At 70.2% G+C, this 18,918-nt stretch carries 16 protein-coding genes; 2 read left to right on the forward strand and 14 right to left on the reverse strand.

The window, feature by feature from the left end; translation table 11 throughout:
* Positions 1-9: 9 nt before the first annotated feature.
* The 3 genes from NQZ70_RS05280 to NQZ70_RS05290 all read right to left on the reverse strand — a co-directional run bounded on the left by NQZ70_RS05280 (position 10) and on the right by NQZ70_RS05290 (position 4,342).
* Entirely contained in the window at positions 10-1,764 is a 1,755-nt protein-coding gene (locus NQZ70_RS05280) for a hypothetical protein (RefSeq protein ID WP_129573237.1), read from the reverse strand.
* Positions 1,765-2,189: 425 nt separating this feature from the next.
* Entirely contained in the window at positions 2,190-2,717 is a 528-nt protein-coding gene (locus tag NQZ70_RS05285) for a hypothetical protein (RefSeq protein WP_129573238.1), read from the reverse strand.
* A gap of 119 nt (positions 2,718-2,836) precedes the next feature.
* Positions 2,837-4,342: a carboxypeptidase-like regulatory domain-containing protein gene (locus NQZ70_RS05290; RefSeq protein WP_129573239.1), complete on the reverse strand. Its 1,506-nt coding sequence runs from the start codon at positions 4,340-4,342 to the stop codon at positions 2,837-2,839.
* A 379-nt stretch (positions 4,343-4,721) separates the two neighbouring features.
* Between NQZ70_RS05290 and NQZ70_RS05295 the strand changes: the two genes are divergently transcribed.
* Positions 4,722-5,228, forward strand: a complete 507-nt coding sequence (locus NQZ70_RS05295; RefSeq protein ID WP_129573240.1) for a DUF1993 family protein — start codon at positions 4,722-4,724, stop codon at positions 5,226-5,228.
* 33 nt (positions 5,229-5,261) lie between these two features.
* Here NQZ70_RS05295 and NQZ70_RS05300 read toward each other — a convergent pair whose 3' ends face one another.
* Together NQZ70_RS05300 and NQZ70_RS05305 are read right to left on the reverse strand one after the other, a co-directional pair.
* Complete coding sequence (locus tag NQZ70_RS05300) at positions 5,262-8,000, reverse strand: M23 family metallopeptidase (protein ID WP_129573241.1); 2,739 nt, start codon at positions 7,998-8,000, stop codon at positions 5,262-5,264.
* Positions 7,997-10,168, reverse strand: coding sequence for a hypothetical protein (locus NQZ70_RS05305; RefSeq protein WP_237245055.1), 2,172 nt, complete (start codon positions 10,166-10,168; stop codon positions 7,997-7,999). The genes NQZ70_RS05300 and NQZ70_RS05305 overlap by 4 nt, the downstream gene beginning before the upstream one ends.
* Positions 10,169-10,418: 250 nt before the next feature.
* Here NQZ70_RS05305 and NQZ70_RS05310 point away from each other — a divergent pair, with 250 nt between their 5' ends.
* A complete protein-coding gene (locus NQZ70_RS05310; protein WP_129573242.1) occupies positions 10,419-11,051 on the forward strand; it encodes a glutathione S-transferase family protein in 633 nt (210 codons plus the stop codon).
* 370 nt (positions 11,052-11,421) lie between these two features.
* Here the strand turns inward: NQZ70_RS05310 and NQZ70_RS05315 are convergent, their stop codons facing one another.
* From NQZ70_RS05315 to NQZ70_RS05355, 9 genes are all read right to left on the reverse strand, one after another.
* Complete coding sequence (locus tag NQZ70_RS05315) at positions 11,422-12,522, reverse strand: PHB depolymerase family esterase (protein ID WP_237245056.1); 1,101 nt, start codon at positions 12,520-12,522, stop codon at positions 11,422-11,424.
* 57 nt (positions 12,523-12,579) lie between these two features.
* Positions 12,580-12,921, reverse strand: coding sequence for a hypothetical protein (locus NQZ70_RS05320; RefSeq protein WP_129573243.1), 342 nt, complete (start codon positions 12,919-12,921; stop codon positions 12,580-12,582).
* A gap of 284 nt (positions 12,922-13,205) precedes the next feature.
* Positions 13,206-13,379, reverse strand: coding sequence for a transposase (locus tag NQZ70_RS05325; RefSeq protein WP_129573244.1), 174 nt, complete (start codon positions 13,377-13,379; stop codon positions 13,206-13,208).
* A gap of 27 nt (positions 13,380-13,406) precedes the next feature.
* Positions 13,407-14,123, reverse strand: coding sequence for an efflux RND transporter permease subunit (locus NQZ70_RS05330; protein ID WP_275938198.1), 717 nt, complete (start codon positions 14,121-14,123; stop codon positions 13,407-13,409).
* 376 nt (positions 14,124-14,499) lie between these two features.
* On the reverse strand, positions 14,500-15,012 hold the full coding sequence (locus NQZ70_RS05335; RefSeq protein ID WP_129573245.1) for a transposase zinc-binding domain-containing protein: 513 nt from the start codon (positions 15,010-15,012) through the stop codon (positions 14,500-14,502).
* 218 nt (positions 15,013-15,230) lie between these two features.
* A complete protein-coding gene (locus tag NQZ70_RS05340; protein WP_129573246.1) occupies positions 15,231-16,130 on the reverse strand; it encodes a DMT family transporter in 900 nt (299 codons plus the stop codon).
* A 57-nt stretch (positions 16,131-16,187) separates the two neighbouring features.
* A complete protein-coding gene (locus tag NQZ70_RS05345) occupies positions 16,188-16,958 on the reverse strand; it encodes a hypothetical protein (protein ID WP_129573247.1) in 771 nt (256 codons plus the stop codon).
* Complete coding sequence (locus NQZ70_RS05350; protein WP_129573248.1) at positions 16,955-17,362, reverse strand: hypothetical protein; 408 nt, start codon at positions 17,360-17,362, stop codon at positions 16,955-16,957. The genes NQZ70_RS05345 and NQZ70_RS05350 overlap by 4 nt, the downstream gene beginning before the upstream one ends.
* Before the next feature lie 948 nt (positions 17,363-18,310).
* A complete protein-coding gene (locus NQZ70_RS05355; RefSeq protein WP_165373800.1) occupies positions 18,311-18,883 on the reverse strand; it encodes a transposase in 573 nt (190 codons plus the stop codon).
* Positions 18,884-18,918 lie beyond the last annotated feature (35 nt).

Here is an 18,918-nt window from a genome sequence, read left to right on the forward strand (position 1 = left end):
GACGAGCCTTCATCTGCACGGCGGCTCGGGGTCCCTCGCGTCCCGGCTCACATGGGCGATGAACGTGCCCCAGTTCGCGAGCATGGAACGCGGCAGATCGGGGATGTACTCCGCGGCCAGCCAGATCGAGCCGTCGTCGTCCACCGCTGCGCCCGAGTAGTCGCCCCAGCGCGAGACGCCGTTGCCGCCGAAGGCGGTATACCCGGTGAAGCCGTCCTCCGGCGCGGCTCCCTCGGCGATGAGGTGAACGAGCCCGGCGCCGCGCTCGTCGAGCAGGGAGTAGGCGACGCTCGGGAAGAAGTCGGGCCCGCTGAGCGAGTAGCCGATCGCGCCCTGCCCGCGGGCGTTGACCGCGACGGCGGGGAAAAGAACGCTGTTCGTGTCGTCGAGCGCGATGTATCCCTGGTTCACCACCCAGGCGTCGAGCCCGCGGCGCACGCTCGGCTCGACGATGAACCACGCGATGCCCGCGCGCTCGGGGTCGCCGACGGCGGTGTTGAGGCCGGACCACAGCTTGCCGTCGGCGAAGTAGACCTGCTGCATGCGAACATCGTTGGTGTTGAGCCGCTCGAGCGGCTCATCGAAGCCGAGGCGCTTCAGGAACCGCCGGAGCGGCGTCCGTCCGGGCTTCTGGAGCGCGGGAGGCGGCTGCGCGTAGAGCTGGCTGGGCACGAAGACCTGATCGAGCTCGAGGTCCGGCGCGCAACGCTCGAGAGATCTCGTGTTGCTGGCCGCCCAGAGCGATATCTGCTCCTCCGGGAGCCCCGAGATGACGGAGCTCAGGAAGTATTCGGTGCCGCGCCTCTTCTCCTCGAACTTGCCGCGGGGCGGGATGAGCGCCGGCTGGAGCGAGAAGCCCGCCCCCTCGAGGAGCGGGACGTCCAGGACGTCGACGTTGGGCACATCGCCCCGGAGCAGCGCGGATTTCTGGAGCGCATAGACCTGCGCGCGCTGAAATTGCAAGGACTCGAAGGAGAAGAGGTTCACGCTGGCGTAGAAGCCGAACTTGTCGGTGCCGATGAGCGGCTGATCTGCGATGCAGGGACACCCGGCGACCTCAGGCGTGCCGTTCTCGCCATCGCTGGTGGTGTCGATCTCGTAGAGGTTCCATCCTCCGGTAGGGTCGTCCGTCTTGCTGACCGCCAGCTCGACGTGAGACCGCGTGTTCGCGCTGGCGTTCTCCGGAGGCTCGTCCGTCTGCAGGACCGTGAGGAACCAGCGCCGGACCTCCGGGTCGAAATAGCACTTGGGGTCAGCGGTGAAGTCGTTGATCGTGCCCGTCTCCGGGTCAGCGAACGGCGCCAGGCGGAAGAACTGGTTCAGCGGGATCGGGTCGACGAGCCGGTCGCCGCGCGTGTCGTAAGCGGTGACGGCCCTGTTCACCGCCTGGAGGACGAAGCCGTTGCCGACGCAGAGCGGCACGTCGGGGGGTTCGACGCTGAGCTGCGTACCCTCGTATTCCCCGGTGCCGGCGAGCAGCTGGTCGCGGTGCGTGAGGCCGTTGAACCCGGACGCGAACGGGTTGTCTCTCGTGAGGGGGGTGGGCGCGGGCCTCGGGAGGCTGTCCGGGGAAGGGGGCTCCGAGCCGGAGCCCCCTGGTTCCAGGAGCCCGGAGCTGCCGCGCACGAGCAGGTTGTCATCGACCGTGGTACCAGGCGGGCGCCCGGCCAGCGACGTGGTGCCGCGGTGGGTCACGATCGGAAAGGGCGCCTCGCACGTGACCGCATCTCCTATCGTGTCCGCTTCTTCTGTCGTGTCCGTCATGGGTTCGCAACCGACGGACGCGCAAGCTGCGACGATATAGCAAGCTGAGGACAGTCTCATGCAATCCCTCCCCTGATGAAGCTTCGAATCACGGACAGGCGCGCCCCCACGAGCGCAGCCTGCCTCGTCGGCAGCCCCGCCCGCCATGCGACGCGCCGGATGGCCGGGGCGCCCGCGAGGCGCCCGGGTCAGCTCACCGGTGCGGCGCAGGTCTGTCGAGGCCTCCACGGCGAGCTCTGCCAGCCCCCCGAGCGACCGACGTCACGATCTCTGCCTTCACGGCAACAAGAGAGCTCGCGGGAGCTCCGCCTGCTTCGCGTATCCCTGGCTGGCCGATAACTAGCGTGTGTCGTGAGTTGGCGCAACCTCCGGGGTCCGTCGCGCAAGCGTGGCCGTCCGGCGCGATCCGCGCGTGTCGAGAGCGCTCACGTTCCGCCGCAAGCCTCGTACTCCGCCTTGCACGCGTCCGTGCGCGCCTGCTGCACGCACGGCGCGCAGTCCGCCGTGATGCCCCCGCCGGCGCACTCCACCGCGCACTCGTCCGCGCACACGCCCGCCGCGCAGACGCAGGCGATGAGCGCGTCCGTCTCGGCGTCTTGCTGCATGTCCGTGCCCGGATCGCAGCCTTGCACGCAGGCGCAGCAGATGCCGTCGCCCGCACAGCACCCGTCGCCGCGTCCCAGGGGACAGGCGCAGTCGCTGCCGTCCTCGCCCATGCAAGCGCCGTAGGCGCTGCCGTCGGGGAGGCACGTCGCGATGCCGGGCGGGTTGATGGCGTGACAGGTGCACGACATGGTCGAGCCGGGCACGCACGACGTCCCGGTAGCCGAGCTCTCGCTCGTCGAGCTGGCGGCCGACCCGCCGCTCCCGGTCGGGTCCGGGTCGGTGGTCGTGGAGCCGCACGCGGCCGCGAGCGCTGCGGCGACCAAGCAGAGGACAAGACGATTTCGCATGACCTCCCCCTATAGCGCGCAGGCGGCGCGGCCGTCGAGCACAACCGCCGCGCTCCTCCGGGGCGCGCCACCGCCATCGACCGGATCGGCGCGCCCGCGTTCAGGCGCCAAGAGGACGATCAGGGGGCGACCGACTCGGACCCTGGCGAGCAGTCGCCCGCGAGCGGGGCGCAGGTGAGCCGGTTCTGCATGAAGCTCACCCGCCGCGGGATCTCGACCTCTTTGACGAAATTCGAGAGGACCCCGGTGCCGTCGGGGCCGGGGGTCGCGAACGGCGCCACGTGATAGAAGGTGGCGAGCTGCTCGGTCTCGGCGTTATGACACCCGTTGCAGGTCTGCCCGGCGAACGCGTGGCGCAGCGGCTCGTCCACGCCGGGGAAGACCCATTTCGTGGCGGAAGGGACGATGTTGCCCTCCGCCTCTCCGCCGAGGAACGAGGGATCGAGCGGCGTCGCGCCGGCGATGATCCCGGTGCGGTTCGCGAGCAGGAAGGCCTCGAGGCCGGCGTCGCCGTTGAGCTGCTGATCCGGCGTCTGGGCGGCCTCCACGAGCCGCAAAAAGGCCTGATAGCCGGTCGGCTCCGGGACGAGGTGGAACTCCCGCCACGACCAGGGGGCGCCCATCAGATCCTCGCTCGTGCGGAGCTGGGCGAGCGCGCTCGCGTTGGGGTTGCCCATCGTGCTGCGCTCGGCGCCGCGCTGCGTGAAGAGATCCGTGATCGCCTGGAGCTCCTGGTTGTACTGGGCGCCGAAGGCGTGCTGGCCGAGCGCGTGGAAGCGGGCGATCCAGCTGTGCCGGTCCGGCGCGATCGAGCTGGCCGGCAGGCGGTACTCGAAGATCACCGTCATCCCGCCGATGAAGTGGTTCGGGGGGACGATGCCGAACACGAAGCGAGCCTCGCCGCTGCCGCTCGCGTGCAGGTCGGTCCGGTTGAAGATGCCGAGGAGCCGGAACGGCGCCTGCGCGAGGTCGAGCTTGCCGTCCGGCCGCGTCGGCCAGAGGTTCAAGAGCGAGGACATCCCCCGGTTCGTCGTGGGGTAGCCGTTGATCGTCAGCGGCTGGAAGCCCTCCAGCCACTCCGCCACGAAATCCGCGGGATCGACGCCGCTCGGGGTCATCTGCTCGATCAGGTACCGGAAGCTCCAGGGCCCGCCGGTCGCGTTCGAGGCGCGCGCGTCCTGCGTGACGGACGGGTCGACGATCGCGATCTCCTTGTAAGGATCGACCGCCGGGCCCGCGCCGCACGCGCCGGCGCAGGTGAAGCTCTGGAGCCGATCGGCCGTGACGCTGCCGAGGTTGACCGTGCTCGGCGTGAGCGTCGCGCCCGGCTTGGACGCGGCGAGCGTGTACGTGCCCGCGGGCAGGCCGGCGAAGAGGAAGTTGCCGTGGCTGTCGGTGACGGCCTGCGCGCTCGCGGCGCCGCCGAGCTGCACGATGACGCCGCTCATCCCCGCGTTCGAGGCGTCGTTGCCGACGTGCCCCGCGATCGCGACAGCGCCGTTCAACGGCGCCTCGGCGCTGCCCAGCGGCGGCTGCTCCTCGAGCGGCTCGACTCCGCAGGACGCCAGGGCAAGGGCGGAGAGCGCGAGCAGGCGAGAGGGCGATCGGCGTAGCTTGGTGTTCATCGACAAGGATCCTTTCAAGAACGGTGGAACCGGCGGACGCGGCAACGCTCGCCCGATCCTGGGCCTCTAGGAAGGTCGGAAGCCCGGTACGTCAAGAGGCTTTACATTACTTCACGGGGCTCCCACGAGGCGGGCCGCCTCCGCGGCGCGCTCGGCCGCCGAGCGCGCGGAGCGCGCGGCGGCCGGCGGGCCCGCGCGGCGCCGGGAGCGATCCGGAGGCCACAGGCGATTTCTGTGCGCCGGCACGCTTGCCCGGGGCGCGGGGCGACCACTATGTTCGCGCCCGCGCGTGTCCCCACGGGCGGTGCTCCCGCACCGCGCCGCGCGTGACGTACCGGGGGCCGCGCTTTCCGCACCGTGTGATAGCAAGGAGATGAAGATGGCGATCTCGATGTATCAGGCGTCGGTCCCCGTGCTCGTGAGGGGGCTCGGCAACCTCTCGGCGATCCTCAAGAAGGCCGCCGCTTACGCCGAGGCGAAGAAGATCGAGCCGCGCGTCCTGCTCGACGCGCGCCTCGCCCCGGACATGCTGCCGCTCACCCGCCAGATCCAGATCGCGAGCGACAGCGCGAAGGGCTGTGGGGCGCGGCTGGCAGCCGTCGACGTGCCGAAGTACGAGGACAACGAGGCCAGCTTCGACGAGCTGCAGGCCCGCATCGCCAAGACGATCGCGTTCCTGAACACCCTGAAGGCCGAGCAGATCGACGGCTCCGAGGACCGCGAGGTCACGATCCCCACGCGCGATCAGCCGATGAAGTTCAAGGGCCTGCCGTTCCTGCTCGGCTTCGCGCTGCCCAACTTCTTCTTCCACGTGACGACCGCCTACGCGATCTTGCGCCACAACGGGCTCGACATCGGCAAGATGGACTACCTCGGCAAGCCCTGAGCGGGCGGCCGTCATCGCCGCGGAGGCCGCCGCTCACCGCGGCGGCGCTTCGATGAACCACGTCGGCGAGACGTACCCCTCCGTCGTCGCTCCCGCCATCGGCGTCGTGCACGCGTCCTCCGCCTTCATCGCGGTGAGGGCCACGGCGTCCTCATCGGGCGTCATGCACTCGTCGTACCCGTAGGGAGCGCTCCAGCTGCCGGCGAAGCTCCTGCACTGCGCGTCGGAGAGCACCGTATAATGCAGGTGCGAGTTCTCCGCCGAGCCGCCGGTATCGCAATAGAACTTGGCCGATGAGGTGGGGCACTCCTCCCATTTCGAATCGAAGTAGAGGTTGTGCAGGCGGGGGATGTCGTTCCAGCGCACGACCTTCCCGAGCACGTCGTCGGTCGTCACCTCCTGTCCCGGCGTCAGGCCGGGCGCCAGCCCGTCGACGTCGAGGTGGCCGTAGAAGGAGCAGTAGCGCTCTCCCGTCCCGTCCTTGGGCGGGTGCTCGACAAGCGCCACGCCGAGGTACTGCGAGCCGTTGATGCCCTTCCAGAGGAGCCGGCCGTCGGCCACGGGGTGCACCTCCGCGCCCGCCGTGGTGCCCGCGCTGCGGACGAGATCCTCGCCGAGGTGGCGGCCGCCGTAGTCCGGGGCCACCACGCCGAACCGCCGGATCACGTAGCTGTCAGCGATGGGAGCCGCCCGCTTCCCGCCCCCGGGCCGCTTGCACTCGTCGTTCTTCGCCCCGTTGCCCTGGCACCCGAGGGCGCAATACACCGTGTGGTCGGGGATGTAGAGGCGCGTCCGGGGCCGATTGCCGCGGCCATCCCCCTCCGTGCCCTCGCAGGGAGCCCAGACCGTCTTCTCACCCTGCTTGCGCGGGCAATAGGCCTTGCAGACATACAGCATGTTCGGGTCGCCCTGAGCGACACCGGGGAGGCTGTGACCGCAATACGCCGGGGTGTTGAGCAGGACGGCCTCGTCGTTCGAGCACGGCGACCAGCCCCACGTGGAGCTCGCGTGGTCGCACGTGAGGCCCTCCGCGTCGGCGAAATACGCGCACACGGGGGTCTGGTCGCCGTACGGGTCGGGGCCGCAGACGCCGCAGGAGGTGCCGCAGGGGATCCCCGTGGCGCGCCAGCCGTCGGGGCGGCTCAGCTGGCGCTCCTCGCACGCGAGCACCTGCCCGCCCGGGCCGCAGACCTGCGCGCCGAGGCGGAGCGATCTCACCGGCACCGGGCGCCCCTGGTAGTCGTCGATCGGATCGCACGTCGACGTGATGCTCGGCGCGGGCGTGGGATCCGGCATGCCGAACGGCTGCTGCTCCGACCGGGCGTCGCACGTGTCGCTCTTCGTCGCGAGGTCCATGAGCCCGCAGCCGCTCGAGCACTCCTCGTACGGCACGGGACGCCCCACGACCGCCGCGTCGCTCACGGGCGGGCACGTGTAGTTCGAGGAGGCGAGGTCGTAGGCGCAGTGATACAGGGTTCCGACGCGACCGGTGATCTGGTGCTGGCCGCAGAAGAGGTGCCGGCAATCCTTGAGCTCGTTCCCGACCGAGATCGGGAAGTAGTGGATGGCGCCCACGGGCGGGCACGACTCGTCGCAGCGGTCCCAGTCGCGGATCTTCGGCTCGCTCGCGCCGGGCTGCGCGCCGGTCACCTCGTGCCAGCGCACGGGCGGGATCTCCCGCACGCGCATGCACGCGCCGCTCCCGTGCCGACCGCCGCAGTCGCGGTAGGGCACGGGGCGCGCGCCGGGGCCCGGGCAGGCGTAGAGCCGATCCGCCCTGCCGTGGATGCGGAGGTCCAGCTCGCCCAGGTTGATCGCGAGGTCCTTGTTGGCGCGGCCGCCGAACACCTGATCTCCGCAGAAGGTCTGTCCCGGCTCGACGGGCTTCCACTGGCCGTCGTTGTCGCGGAACTCCACCGGACACCGGCCGAGCGCCGCGCCGGCCTCTCCGTTCGAAGCGCCGGGATCGCAGGGGAGGTTGAGGTCGAGCCAGCCTTCCTCCCCGCACATCCAGCGGCTCTGGTTCCCGACGCCGAGGCCGCACACCTCCGCGCCGCAGGCCGTGGTCGTGACCTCGCGGCCGGAGCTGTCCTGCACGCCGCGGCACGCCGTGCAATCGCCCTGCGGCTGATTGCACGCGAGCCCGAGGTTGCGCCAGCCCTCGGCCGTGCACACCTGCTTCACGCCGGCGCCGCCGACGCCCGTCGGCATGCAGAGGGTCAGCCCGCAGCGCACCGGGATGCGCTCGCCCCCCGGGATGGGCGGGATCTCGCACGGGCACTCGCCGCTCGCCTTGCCCGTGCACGCGCCGTCCTCGCAGCCGCCCGGGCAGATGCGCCATTCGAGCGGGATCTGCCCCGCGCCCGGACACTGGTAGAGCGCGGCCGGCTCGCCGTTCACCACGTCCTCGCCGCAGAACGTCCCCTCGGCCGGACACGCGAGATCGCCGCACCGGTTCTCTGGATAGCTCCGCCACGTGTCGGCGGCGGTGTCGCCGTCGAGGCACTGATACGAGATGAGGTCGCGCCCGCACACGAACGCGTCGCAGCGCGTCTGCGCGACCGGGATCGGCTGGTTGTTATAATAGAAGCCCGAGGCGCACTCGCACGCGTCGGTGTCGTCCTGCGGCCCGAGCGGCGGCGGCGCGACGTCGCCCGCCGGCGGCTCCTGGCCGCAGCCCACGACGAGCAGCCCTCCGCCGCCGAGCAGGACGGCGGCCGCGCCGCACAGCCGCGAGAGCGCGCGGCGGCCGGTCCCCCGGGAGCGGCTCACTTGGCGATCCTCCGCAGGTCGCCCGCCTGCGTCGCCCAGTAGACGTACGCCTCGTCCACGGCGATCGCGATCGCGCTGGCCTGCCCCACGGCGAGCGTGTCCACGGTGCCGCCGGCCTTGGGCACCCGGCGCACCGAGCCGAGGCGGTTGACCCAGTAGAGCGCCCCGCCGTCCCGGGGATCCACCGCGATCCCCGCGGGACCGGGCTGTCCGTCGGCGAGCGCCACGAGGCCGGAGCCGTCCTTGTCGAGGCGGAAGAGATAGCCGCTCGGCGTGCTCCAGAAGAGGTGGGCGGCGTCGGCAGCGAGGTATTGCGGCGTCAGGTTGGTGCGCTCGAAATCCTGCGCCGACGCGATCTGACGCGGCTCGGAGCCGTCCTTGCGGAGCCTCATGACGGTGCCGTCCGCCCAGGTCCAGTAGAGGTGATCGGCGTCGGCGGCGAGCGCGCCGCCCACCTGGGCGGCGGCGCCGGTGATCTCGGCGGCGAGCTGTCCGGCGAAGAGCGCGTCGGCGCGGTACAGGCCGCCGTGGGAGAGCGACGTGAACCAGACCGCGGCGCCGTCGCTGACGACGGCCCACGGGTCGGGGACGCTCGCGGTGACCGTGGTCGCGGCGCCGGACGTCGGGAACCGGAGCACGCCGGCGGCGCCGGTGACGAACGCGCCGGCGTCCGTCAGGGCGATGCCCTCGAAGCGCTCGCTCGCCCCGCAGGCCGCGGCGCCCGGCGCGGCCCCGGTGGCGAGGCAGGTCGTCGCGCCGGACGCCTTGTCGACGCGGACGGCGACGCCACCGGCGGGCCGGAAGCCGACGACGTAGACGGCGGCGGCGTCGACCGCGATCGCGGAGGGGACCGCGAGGCCCGAGGCGAGCTGGAGCGCGCCAGGGCCGCACGTCCCGCCCTCGCAGGCGCCGCCGGAGCAGTCGTTGCCGCAGGCGCCGCAGTGGAGCGGGTCGGCGTCGAGCTCGACCTCGCAGCCCGTCGAGCCCTCGCCGTCGCAGTCGGCGAAGCCCGCGTCGCACTCGAGCACGCACGCGCCGGCCTCGCAGGCGGCCGCGGCGTTCCTGTCGCTGCAGCCCTTGCCGCAGGCGCCGCAGTTGTCCACGTCGCGCTCGAAATCGACCTCGCAGCCGGTCGCGGCGTCGCGATCGCAGTCGCCGTAGCCGAGGTCGCAGGCGAGCGAGCAGGCCCCGACCGCGCAGGAGGGGACGGCGTGCTGGTCGCCGCACACGTTCCCGCAGAAGCCGCAGTTGTCCACGTCGCTCGACGTGTCGCCGCAGCCCCCGCCCGCGCCGCCGCCGCCGTCGCCGAGGCACAGGCCGGCGGCCCGGGCGGCGCTCTCGAACGCCTCGCAGCGCGTGCGGCTGCCGGAGAGCGCGCTCAAGTCGCACTCGTAAGCGAGCGCGGGATCGAGCGTGCCGCAGCAGGTCTCGAGCAGCGCGTCGCAGGCCGCCGAGGCGAGCGGCTCGCCGCCGCCGAGCGTGGGGCACCGGCCCGCGTCCGCGGCGCCGCTCAGGTAGTCCAGGCAGGTGTCCGCGTCCGCCTCGGCGGCGAGGTCCTCGCAGCGCTCGCGCGGCCCTCCGGGCAGCGAGGGACAGCACTGCTCGGCGAGGTAGTCGCAGCTCTCGGCCGCGGGATCGGCCCCTTCGCAGAGGCCGTTCGCCTGGGCTTCCCGCTCGAGGAAGCTGCGGCAGAGCGCCTCGTTGCCGCGGAATCCCGTGCCGTGGCAGGCGGACGCGAGCCGCGCGGGCAACGACGCGCAGCAGTCGTTCAGCAGGCCGGCGCAGCCCGGGCCGTAGGGGACGCCGTCCGGCGCGGCGCCGCCGCTGCAGAACCCGGCCGCGCTGGCGCTGCCGGCGTAGTCGTCGCACGCGGCGTCGTTCGCCTGCGCCGCGACCGCGTCGCAGCCCGCCCGGAGCTCGGCCGGGAGCGACGGACAGCAGGCCTCGCCCAGGGGGCCGCACCCGCTGCCGAGCGCCCCCGGCGCGCTGCCGCAGGCGCCGAGCGCGGTGCCGTCGTCGTTGCATCGCTGCGCGCCGAGCGACCCGTCGGGGAGGAAGCACGCGGAGAGCGCGCCCGGCGCGCAGAGCTGGTCATCGCCGCAGCCGGGGCCGCCGTACGCGAGCGCCGACACCACCACGAGACACAAGGCGAGGGAAGGTCGACGCATGGTTGGACGCTCGATGCTCGCGGGGCGCGAGCGGCATGTCAACGATCACCACGGACGGGGCGAGGCGAGCCGGCGCCCGTTCATGGTAGGGGGCGATCCGTCGCCCATGGCGCGATGATCCCATGAACGCGGCGGGCAGAGAAATTCAAATCTGCCGCGCCTGGCGCCGCGCCCAACGGGGCCGACCTCTGGTAACCTCCGCCGCGCCGCCGACCGACCGGCGGAAACGAACGGAGAAAGAGACACCACCATGGCCATCGTTCTTTACCACCACCCGTTTTCGCGCGCCGCCAACACTGTGTGGATGCTCGAGGAAGTCGGCGTCGAGTACGAGCTCAAGTTCGTCGACATCATGGCCGGCGACCAGAAGAAGGAGGGCGTCACGAAGCTCAATCCGATGGGCAAGCTGCCCTTGCTCGTCGACGGCGACACCGTCGTCACCGAATCCGCGGCGATCGGCCTCTATCTCGCGGATCGTTATGCCCCGGGCCGCCTCGCGCCGAAGCTCGACGACGCGGCGCGCGGCACTTATTTTCGCTGGTCGCTCTTCGCCCCCTCGGTCATCGAGCCCGGCTCGATGGCCAAGGCCGGCAACTGGGAGTTCCGCGCCGGCTCCGCCGGTTGGGGCAACTACGACGACATGATCGCGACGATGGAATCGGCCATCTCTGGCCGTGACTTCGTCCTCGGCAAGGAGTTCTCGATGGCTGACGTCATCTTCGGCGGCACCATCGCGTACATGCTCGACTTCAAGATGCTCGAGCCGCGCCCGAGCTTCACCGGATACGCCGCCCGGGTCAAAGCCCGCCCGGCGTACGCGAAGAGCGAGGCGCGCAACAAAGCCGTGATGGACGAGCGTGGCCTCAAGATGCCTGGGGCTTAGAGCGCCCTGAAGGATTGAAGCGGAGCGCCTCGGCGAGCGCCGTAGGAGCGCCGCGTCCTCTTCCTGCGCTGCGCGCTACGGCGACGTGGTAAGAGAGCCTATGCGCTGCGGCATCACCCACTTCGTCATCGATCGCGGTGTCGGCATCGGAAGGCTTGGTGGCGGACTTCGACGGCACCGGGCAGGTCTCCCTGCAGACGCGCAACGCGCAGAGCCTGGCGGCCTTCACCCGTTCCGACCCGTAAAGTCGAAGGGCTGAATCAGTTCCCAGCTCGGGCGTTTGGAGGCGGCCCCTATTCCTCTGCAGGCGAGGCGCCCCGAGCGCGGCGCTACGCGCGGGCGAGGGTCCCGTCCGCGGCGAGGGCGTCGGTCAGAACTGCTTGAAGAATTTCCACGACTCGATGGGAATCCAATTCGGATTGCCGTCGATGTTCGTGTGCCCGCCGCCGAAGGTGCACACCCGCGTCGGATGTTCCGGATCGCAATCCTTGAAATCGTAGCAGCTGTACGCGCCGTTTGAAGTCGGGATATTGTCCGGGATCGTGCAGCCGTTGTCTTCGGCTTTTTCGAGGGCGATGAACTTGGCCCCTCTCTTTAGACCTTCGTTGTTCACCCAGGGGCAAGTCCCGTCGCTCATGCCCGTCGTGTGCATCCAAGCAATGGGCTTATGTGTCTTTTCAGGCAACCAGATGTTGTAGTTGGCCGGGGCGATGCCCACGGCCGCACGGATTTCCGCTTGATGGTTCGTCGACAGCGAATAGGTGATCATCCCTCCGAAGCTGAAGCCGGTCGCGAACACGCGGGTCGTGTCGTAGCAGACATTTTCATTCATGAACGCCATGATGTCGTCGAACAGCGCGTGATCCTTCTCTTGCCACGTCGCACCGTCCGAGGAGGGGGCCACGAAAATGGCTTGCTCTCCGTCGGCCTCCAGCTGCGGTTTGAGAAAGTAGAAGTCTTGCCCCTTGACGTCTTGCCAGCGGCTGCCGATCCAATGTGAGGTGTAGAACAGCCGGTAGGGCTTGTTCATGTCGTAGTTGCGGGGCATATCGACGTAGTACACGCGATTTTGGCCCGAACTTGAGATCGTATACTCCTTGGTCGTCAACGTGGTTGCCTTGCCGCACCCCGCGCTCGGCACAGGCGCGTTCCCCATGGGAATGGCTCCTTCGGGCCAGCCACCCATGCCAGCACCGCCGCCGCCGGTCGGCTCAGCCCCGCCACTCCCGCCGCTGTTGTCACCGCCGGTCCCAGCCGCGGTGGTGCCGCTAGAGGTCGCAACGCCGCTGCCGCTCGTGCTACTAACGGAACCGGTCGCCGTCGCTCCGCCGCCTCCGCCCCCTCCGCCGCCTCCGCCGCCTCCGCCCCCTCCGTCGTTGTTCGAGTCGGACTCGGCGGGGGCGCACGAAATCGCGACCCAACTCGCAAGGGTGACACAAAAGGCGAGTCGGCTGAACGTTTGATCTTGCATCACAGGTCTCCTACGTACCGGAATCAGGTGAAACGGAAACTAAACGATTCGAGCGTGTCAAGGGCGACTCGCCACACTCCCCTCAGGTGACAGAACGTTCCTTACGGGATCCGCCTCCCTGGCAAAGTGCCACCCACCCGGCTCAGACGAACTCCCGGACGGGGCCGATGTGACGACACCGGTGCGCCAGAGGAGCGCCTTGGCACGGCCCGCCGCAACATAGGTTCCCTCGTTTCCGAGCTTGCCATCCGGTCGCTTCGCCAGCATCGCCGGATTCTTGACGAAATCATCTCCGGTGGACAGCACCCAGGATTTCACGACAGCCGTCGAACAAGCGAGGGTCGTCGCGTCCTCTATTGGATCGATCTTGGCAAAACGCCGATCGCCATCGATCAGCAATCGCCTCCACGACGACCGAGCGAACAGGATCGGTGTAAAAATCGACTGAATGGATCATATTGACGAAGAGCTCGGTACTCAGGAGGACCCGAGCAGACCGAAACAAAAGGATGGCCGTCGACTGGATTGTGAACGCTCACATTTCTGGTGTCAATTCCAATCGACCGGCCCGCGGGTATCTTCGGGCCCGAGGGAGGACATGGCTGGCAGGGCTCCTTCGGAGCGCCGCGTTAAGAGGGGTGGGCGCCGGACCGCGGCCATCGCCGGACTGCCCGACCACAATCCTACTGCCAGCGTGTCATGTTGCCGCGGCCGATGCGGAAACCGTGCCGGTCCGACTCCACGTCTTGTCGGTAGCAGGGCGTGTGGTAGTCGAGCTCGTGGACGAACAGGTGGGCCAAGAGGCTCGGATCGGCAAGGCACCTGTCCATCGGGCGCTCCGGCAGCGAGGCGATCATCACCGGTCCGCCGCTGCCCGCGATGGGCTAGACGATCTCCATGGGGCCGCCACGCCGGTAACGCCGCCGGTGGAGGGAGGGCGCCGCTATTGCTGCGGCGTGGCCGGGTGCGCCGTGCTGGCGGGCGCGCTTCGCCCTGCGCGCCGCGTCCGGAGCCGCGCGACGCGGCCCTGCACGTCGTCGGCGAGCACGTAGAACGCCGGCACGACGAGGAGGCTGAGCGCCGTCGAGACGAGCAGTCCTCCGGATGATCGCGGCGGCCATCGGGGCCCGGATCTCGGCGCCGGGGCCGAGCGCCAGCGCCGACGGGACCGCGGCCATCAACGTCGCGATCGAGGTCATCAGGATCGGGCGCAGCCGCACCGGGCCGGCGCGGAGCATCGCCGCGCGGCGTCGATGCGGCGCCCGTTGTCGTTGTACCTGGCGATGCGCCCGCCGCCGATCAGCGTGTTCAGCGTCGTCGCGATCGCCTCGACGCTCACGCCGAGGTCCGCCGCGCGCGCGGTCGGGCACGATGCGGAGCTCGGGCATGCCGAGCTGGTAGTCCGTGTCGAGATCCACGACGAGGCCGCTCTGGGCGAGCTCGCCCCGGATGCGCTCGCTGTGCTTCGTGAGCTCCCCCCAGTCGGGGCCGCGGACCGAGGACTCGACCGGGAACCCGCGCTGTGCCGTGAAGCCGGACTGGGAGAGATCCTGCACCACGGCGCGCAGGCCGGGGTAGCCGTTCAGCTCCTTGCGGAGCACGCCCTTGAGCTCGGCCTGCGAGAGCTCCCGCTGCGCGTAGGCAACTCAAGCCGGATCGCAGCGCGAGGAAGTGTAGCGCGGCAGAGCGAAGGGGTGGGACCGCGAGCGTCGTGATGGCTCGGTCCTGGGTCGAAAGAGCGTGGTCCGGGCGGCGCCGCGCGCGCTAAGGGGCGCATCGGCGTGCCGTGGGCACACGTGTCCGTCCGGGCGTTGGTCTGGCCCGGGAGGCGCGTCGCGAGACGCTATACGGCGTCACCGAGCGCCTTGCGGCGCACAACGGTGCTTTTCCAGTACGGTGGTCCCCGGTTGTGGAGAGCGTGCTGGAACATCGGTCGGCTCGCCGAGCGCGGAGAGGAAGCGGACGATGTTCCGGGGCTCAGTGATCATGGCGACGAGCTTCATCCGCCCCTTGCAAGTTGGGCACTCGAGGACATCGATCGCAAATGTGCGGCGCAAGAGCTCGGCGTGCGGCGCGCTCTTCGTAGAACCGCTCCACGCTCTCGACGAAGATGCGGGTCAGCACGCCGAACAACGCCCCGTCCTGGGCGAGCCTGCGCCGCCACGGAAGCGGAAACGTCAACACCCACGGACGGTGCGCCACCTCGGGCAGGACGTCCTCGATCAGGTTCGCCGCCGTGGCACAGATGCGTCGGCCCAGACACGACGGGCAGAAACCGCGTCCTTTACAGCTGAAGGCCACCAGCCGACTCTCTTCGCAGCGCTCGCACCGGAGCCGCGCGAACCCGCGGCAGAGCAGCCCGCAGTCGAGGTAGGGCGCGGCCGCGGCCGGCGGCGCCCCGCTTGGACCAGGAGACCAGGATGGTTTCGCGTGACGAGGCGGCGTACGCGCCGCGACAGAGGCTCTGGTACCCGTCGCAGCTGCTCGCAGGGGTCAGCCACGAGTCGACCACCGAGGCGCGCCGGCGCCGGCAGCGCGCCGTCGAGGAGTACGAGCCGGTCATCTGGAATGACCTCACCTCCGAGTACGACTCCCTCGCGCTCATCGAGCTCCTCCGCTCGAACCCCGGCGACTACTCCCACTGCTCCGGGACGCCCGGGTCCGCGGCAGGCCTCGAGGTGTACCCTCCCTCGTCGATCCGCTATCCGCTATCGGGCGTATTGAGGGTGGCCATCGCCCTCTTCCCCGCCCGCGGAGCGCTGCGCGGCCTCCGCGGTGACCATGGCGGCGAGGATCAACAGCCCGCCGACGGTCGTCCTCAGGCGCCACGGCTCCACGCCCATGGCGAGCGCGACCACCGCGGCGACGATCGGCTCCGTGGTGAAGACCAGCCCGGCCTCCCAGGAGGAGACCACCCGCTGCGCGGCGTTCATCACGAGGTAGGCGACGACGGTGCAGAGGATCGCGGCGAAGCCGAGCGCGCCCCACACCCCCGGCACGTCGAGCCCCGCCGTGGGCGCCCCGCTGATCGCCCAGACCGCCGCGCTGAGGAGCGCTGTCGCCACGAACTCCACGAACGTGAGCGCCAGGAGGTCGTGGCGGCTCGAGCACCGGCCGGTCAGGACGATCTGACCCGCGTACGCGCAGGCGCACCCGATGCTCAGCACGTCTCCAAGGTTCAGCGAGAGGGTCTCGGGATCGAGCGTGAGGATGCCGAGCCCGACGGCGGCGAGGACGACGGCCAGCCAGCCCGCCCTCGGGAGGCGCCAGCCGCCGAACGCGAGCAGCACGGGGACGAGGACCACCGAGATCGCGGTCAGGAAGGCCGCGTTGCTCGGGGAGGTCCTCGCGAGGCCCGCGGTCTGGAGCAGGTATCCGGCGGCCAGCAGGAGGCCGAGCCAGGCGCCGTCGCGGAGCGTCGACCGGGTGATCGCCGCCAGCATGCGCCCCCGGCCGAGCGCGAGGATGAGCGCCGCGGCCACGGTGAACCCGAGCGTCACGAAGAGGTAGGGATCGACGTGCTTGACGGCCTGGTGGATGATGGCGAACGAGGCGCCCCAACACGCGGTGACCGCGAGCAGCAGCAAGATCCAGAGACGACGATTCACGTTGATTCCTGAGAGGTGGTGGCTGCCCCGGGCCGGGACACGCAGGGTGGAGCCGGTTTACATGAGCTCCTGGGCGGTGGGAACACCGCCGTGGATCCGCTCGAGCTTCTTCACGATGGCCTGGGCGCAGAGGCTCGAGAGCTCCTCGGGCGATAGGTTGAAGCCGGCGCCGCTGTGATCCAGGACGAAGGTGGCTTCGTAGTCGCCGCCGCGCAGATCGATCTCGAGGATCCGGTCCAGCGCGCGCCGCGCCTCCGGGATGCGGTGCCGGTGCTGGTGGCCGATCAGCCGGAGGAGGTTGGCGTGGTGGAGGGCCTCGTCGCTGGTCACGAGCCGGATCCAGGTCTTGAGCTCGTCCGGCCCGAGCGACTCGTAGAAGGCGAAATCGCGGTGGTAGGCGTGCGTCGTCGCCAGCTCGTCGTACGCGAGGACCAGGCAGAGCGTGAACTCGTCGCCGAGGAACTCCTCGATGCGCGAGAAATCGACCCTCCTCGCGGCGAGGCGGGCGTCGATCGCCTCGCTGCTCTGGCCGTAGAGCGCCTGGTAGATCTTCTTGAAGCCGGCCGCGTGGTTGGCCTCGTCCTCGCGCCAGACCTCGAGGAACGAGAAGAGCGCGTCGCTGTAACGTCCGCGCCGCGCCTGCGCCTGCCGGTAGAAGTGACGGGAGTCGTCCTCCGAGCAAAGGAAGTTCCAGAAGGACGGCTCGAACTCCTCGCGCTGTTCGCTGGAGAGCTCGATCTCCCGGAGCGTCAAGCGATCGAGCAGCTCCGCCGCCGACCACCTCCGCTGCCTGGGCCTGTATTCATCGCGGACCGTCTGCGTGTTCAAGGGGGCACCTGAGGATCGAAGAGGGCCGCGTGTCGCGGGCCCGCTCGGTTGCCTTTCAGTTGGACAGTCGCTCTCCCGTGAGGAGCGAGAGCGCCCTGCCGGCGCACTTGGTGTTCAGCTCGTCGTGGGTGAGGGAGAACAGCGGGGGACAGGAGCTTGTGATCCATGACGAACGTGCCCTCGTAGGCCTCCACGTCCAGCTCATCCATGTTCAGGCCCTGGATCTCGGTCTCGAAGCCGTAGCTGCTCGCGCGGAGCGCTCGCCCCTCGGCGCGGAGCAACCGGCGATCGAAGGCCGGGGCCTGCTCGGGCCGCGCGAGGACCTCCAGCAGGGACAGCGGGGCGTCGAGCTCGGCCGGGCCGCCATTCACGATGTTCAGCTTCATTTTCTGCTTTGCGCTCATGGATCACCTCGGTTGGAAAGCGACCAGGGCGCGCCCGGCCGGACGACGACCGAGGTCCTCGCGGCCCGCGGCGGGCGCGGCACCGGAGGCGCGGGACATCCCGCGGCCGACGGCACGGAAGCCGGCATGCACGAAGGCCCCGTCCCTCTCCGTCAGGGGCCAGCGACTCGCCGGCTGGGCAAGGCCGCTCTTGCATTTGCATGCACCTGCATGCATCCGCAGGTGTGCAGGCGCCGTGCCACGCGCAGGATCATCAGGTTGCGCGGCGCCCGGCGTGTCGTGTCGTGGGGGTGACGGGAGCTCGCCTCTTCCTGATCAGGCAAACGCTTGCGCGATCACGCAGTGAGGTGTCCGCGCGTTGAACGGCCCCCTTTCGAGGAGCCCGACAAATGGGGACTTCCTGGAACGGCAAACGGGTTGAAACCGCCGGAAAGAACAGCGTCCCGGACCCCCACGACGCCGAGGACGTCGCGTCGAGAAGAGGACACCCGCGTGGAGCCCAAACCACCTGGGCGGTTCATCTCTCGGTTGTTCGACGCGAGGGTCGCCCTACGGGCGCGGCGCATTCAAGAGACACAGGCCCCCGCAGTCGGGGACGCAGCGGCCGTTCGCGAGGCACAGGCTGCCGCAGTTCAGGCTCCGGCAGGTGACGAGCGCGGTGGGGCGTGCGGGCGGGGCGCGCCGTGGCGGTTCGCGGCGCGGGCGCCGGCGGCGGCGCGGCGGGCGGCAGCGCGTTCGGCGCGTAGGCAAATCAAGCCGGATCGCAGCGCGAGGAAGTGTAGCGCGGCAGAGCGAAAGGGTGGGACCGCGAGCGTCGTGATGGCTCGGTTTTGGGTCGAAAGAGCGTGGTCCGGGCGGCGCCGCGCGCGCTAAGGGGCGCATCGGCGTGCCGTGGGCACACGTGTCCGTCCGGGCGTTGGTCTGGCCCGGGAGGCGCGTCGCGAGACGCTATACGGCGTCACCGAGCGCCTTGCGGCGCACAACGGTGCTTTTCCAGTACGGTGGTCCCCGGTTGGGAGAGCGTGCTGAAACATCGGTCGGCTCGCCGAGCGCGGAGAGGAAGCGGACGATGTTCTTGTCGTACGCGAGCGCGCTCGGACAATACGACGAGAGTCCGCGGAGCCATTGCGGGCCGGCGGGCGGCTCTCGTCCCGAGACGGCGGAGGCACAGAGCACGGCCTCGGGCTCGTCGTCCTCCTCGACGTCGTGCTCGATCTCGAGATGCCCGTGCCGCCGGAGGTAACGGAGCATCCGCCCGACGGCGTGCTCTAGGACCTGACCGACCTCGTCCGTTCGCAGGTGACCGAGTTCGTTCCACACGAGCTCGGTGCCGTCTTCGCGATGAGCCCCGTCGAGGAAGACCACGTGCAGATGCGGATTGAGCCGCATGTCGCCGGACGTGAGTTGCACGACGGTCACCGCGCCGCCCTTGACCGCGCCGCACGCGCCTCGGCGCGCGGCGCGCTCTTCGTAGAACCGCTCCACGCTCTCGACGAAGATGCGGGTCAGCACGCCGAACAACGCCCCGTCCTGGGCGAGCCTGCGCCGCCACGGAA

Origin of the sequence: Sorangium sp. So ce836, assembly GCF_028553905.1 — a bacterium.
Classification (GTDB): domain Bacteria; phylum Myxococcota_A; class Polyangia; order Polyangiales; family Polyangiaceae; genus Sorangium; species Sorangium cellulosum_D.

Coding starts and splice junctions, on each gene's coding strand:
- NQZ70_RS05310 (WP_129573242.1), top strand. CDS start 10,419: ATGGCCATCGTTCTTTACCACCACCCGTTTTCGCGCGCCGCCAACACT.
- NQZ70_RS05280 (WP_129573237.1), bottom strand. CDS start 1,764: ATGACGGACACGACAGAAGAAGCGGACACGATAGGAGATGCGGTCACG.
- NQZ70_RS05285 (WP_129573238.1), bottom strand. CDS start 2,717: ATGCGAAATCGTCTTGTCCTCTGCTTGGTCGCCGCAGCGCTCGCGGCC.
- NQZ70_RS05350 (WP_129573248.1), bottom strand. CDS start 17,362: ATGAGCGCAAAGCAGAAAATGAAGCTGAACATCGTGAATGGCGGCCCG.
- NQZ70_RS05305 (WP_237245055.1), bottom strand. CDS start 10,168: ATGCGTCGACCTTCCCTCGCCTTGTGTCTCGTGGTGGTGTCGGCGCTC.
- NQZ70_RS05315 (WP_237245056.1), bottom strand. CDS start 12,522: ATGCAAGATCAAACGTTCAGCCGACTCGCCTTTTGTGTCACCCTTGCG.
- NQZ70_RS05290 (WP_129573239.1), bottom strand. CDS start 4,342: ATGAACACCAAGCTACGCCGATCGCCCTCTCGCCTGCTCGCGCTCTCC.
- NQZ70_RS05325 (WP_129573244.1), bottom strand. CDS start 13,379: ATGATCGCCTCGCTGCCGGAGCGCCCGATGGACAGGTGCCTTGCCGAT.
- NQZ70_RS05295 (WP_129573240.1), top strand. CDS start 4,722: ATGGCGATCTCGATGTATCAGGCGTCGGTCCCCGTGCTCGTGAGGGGG.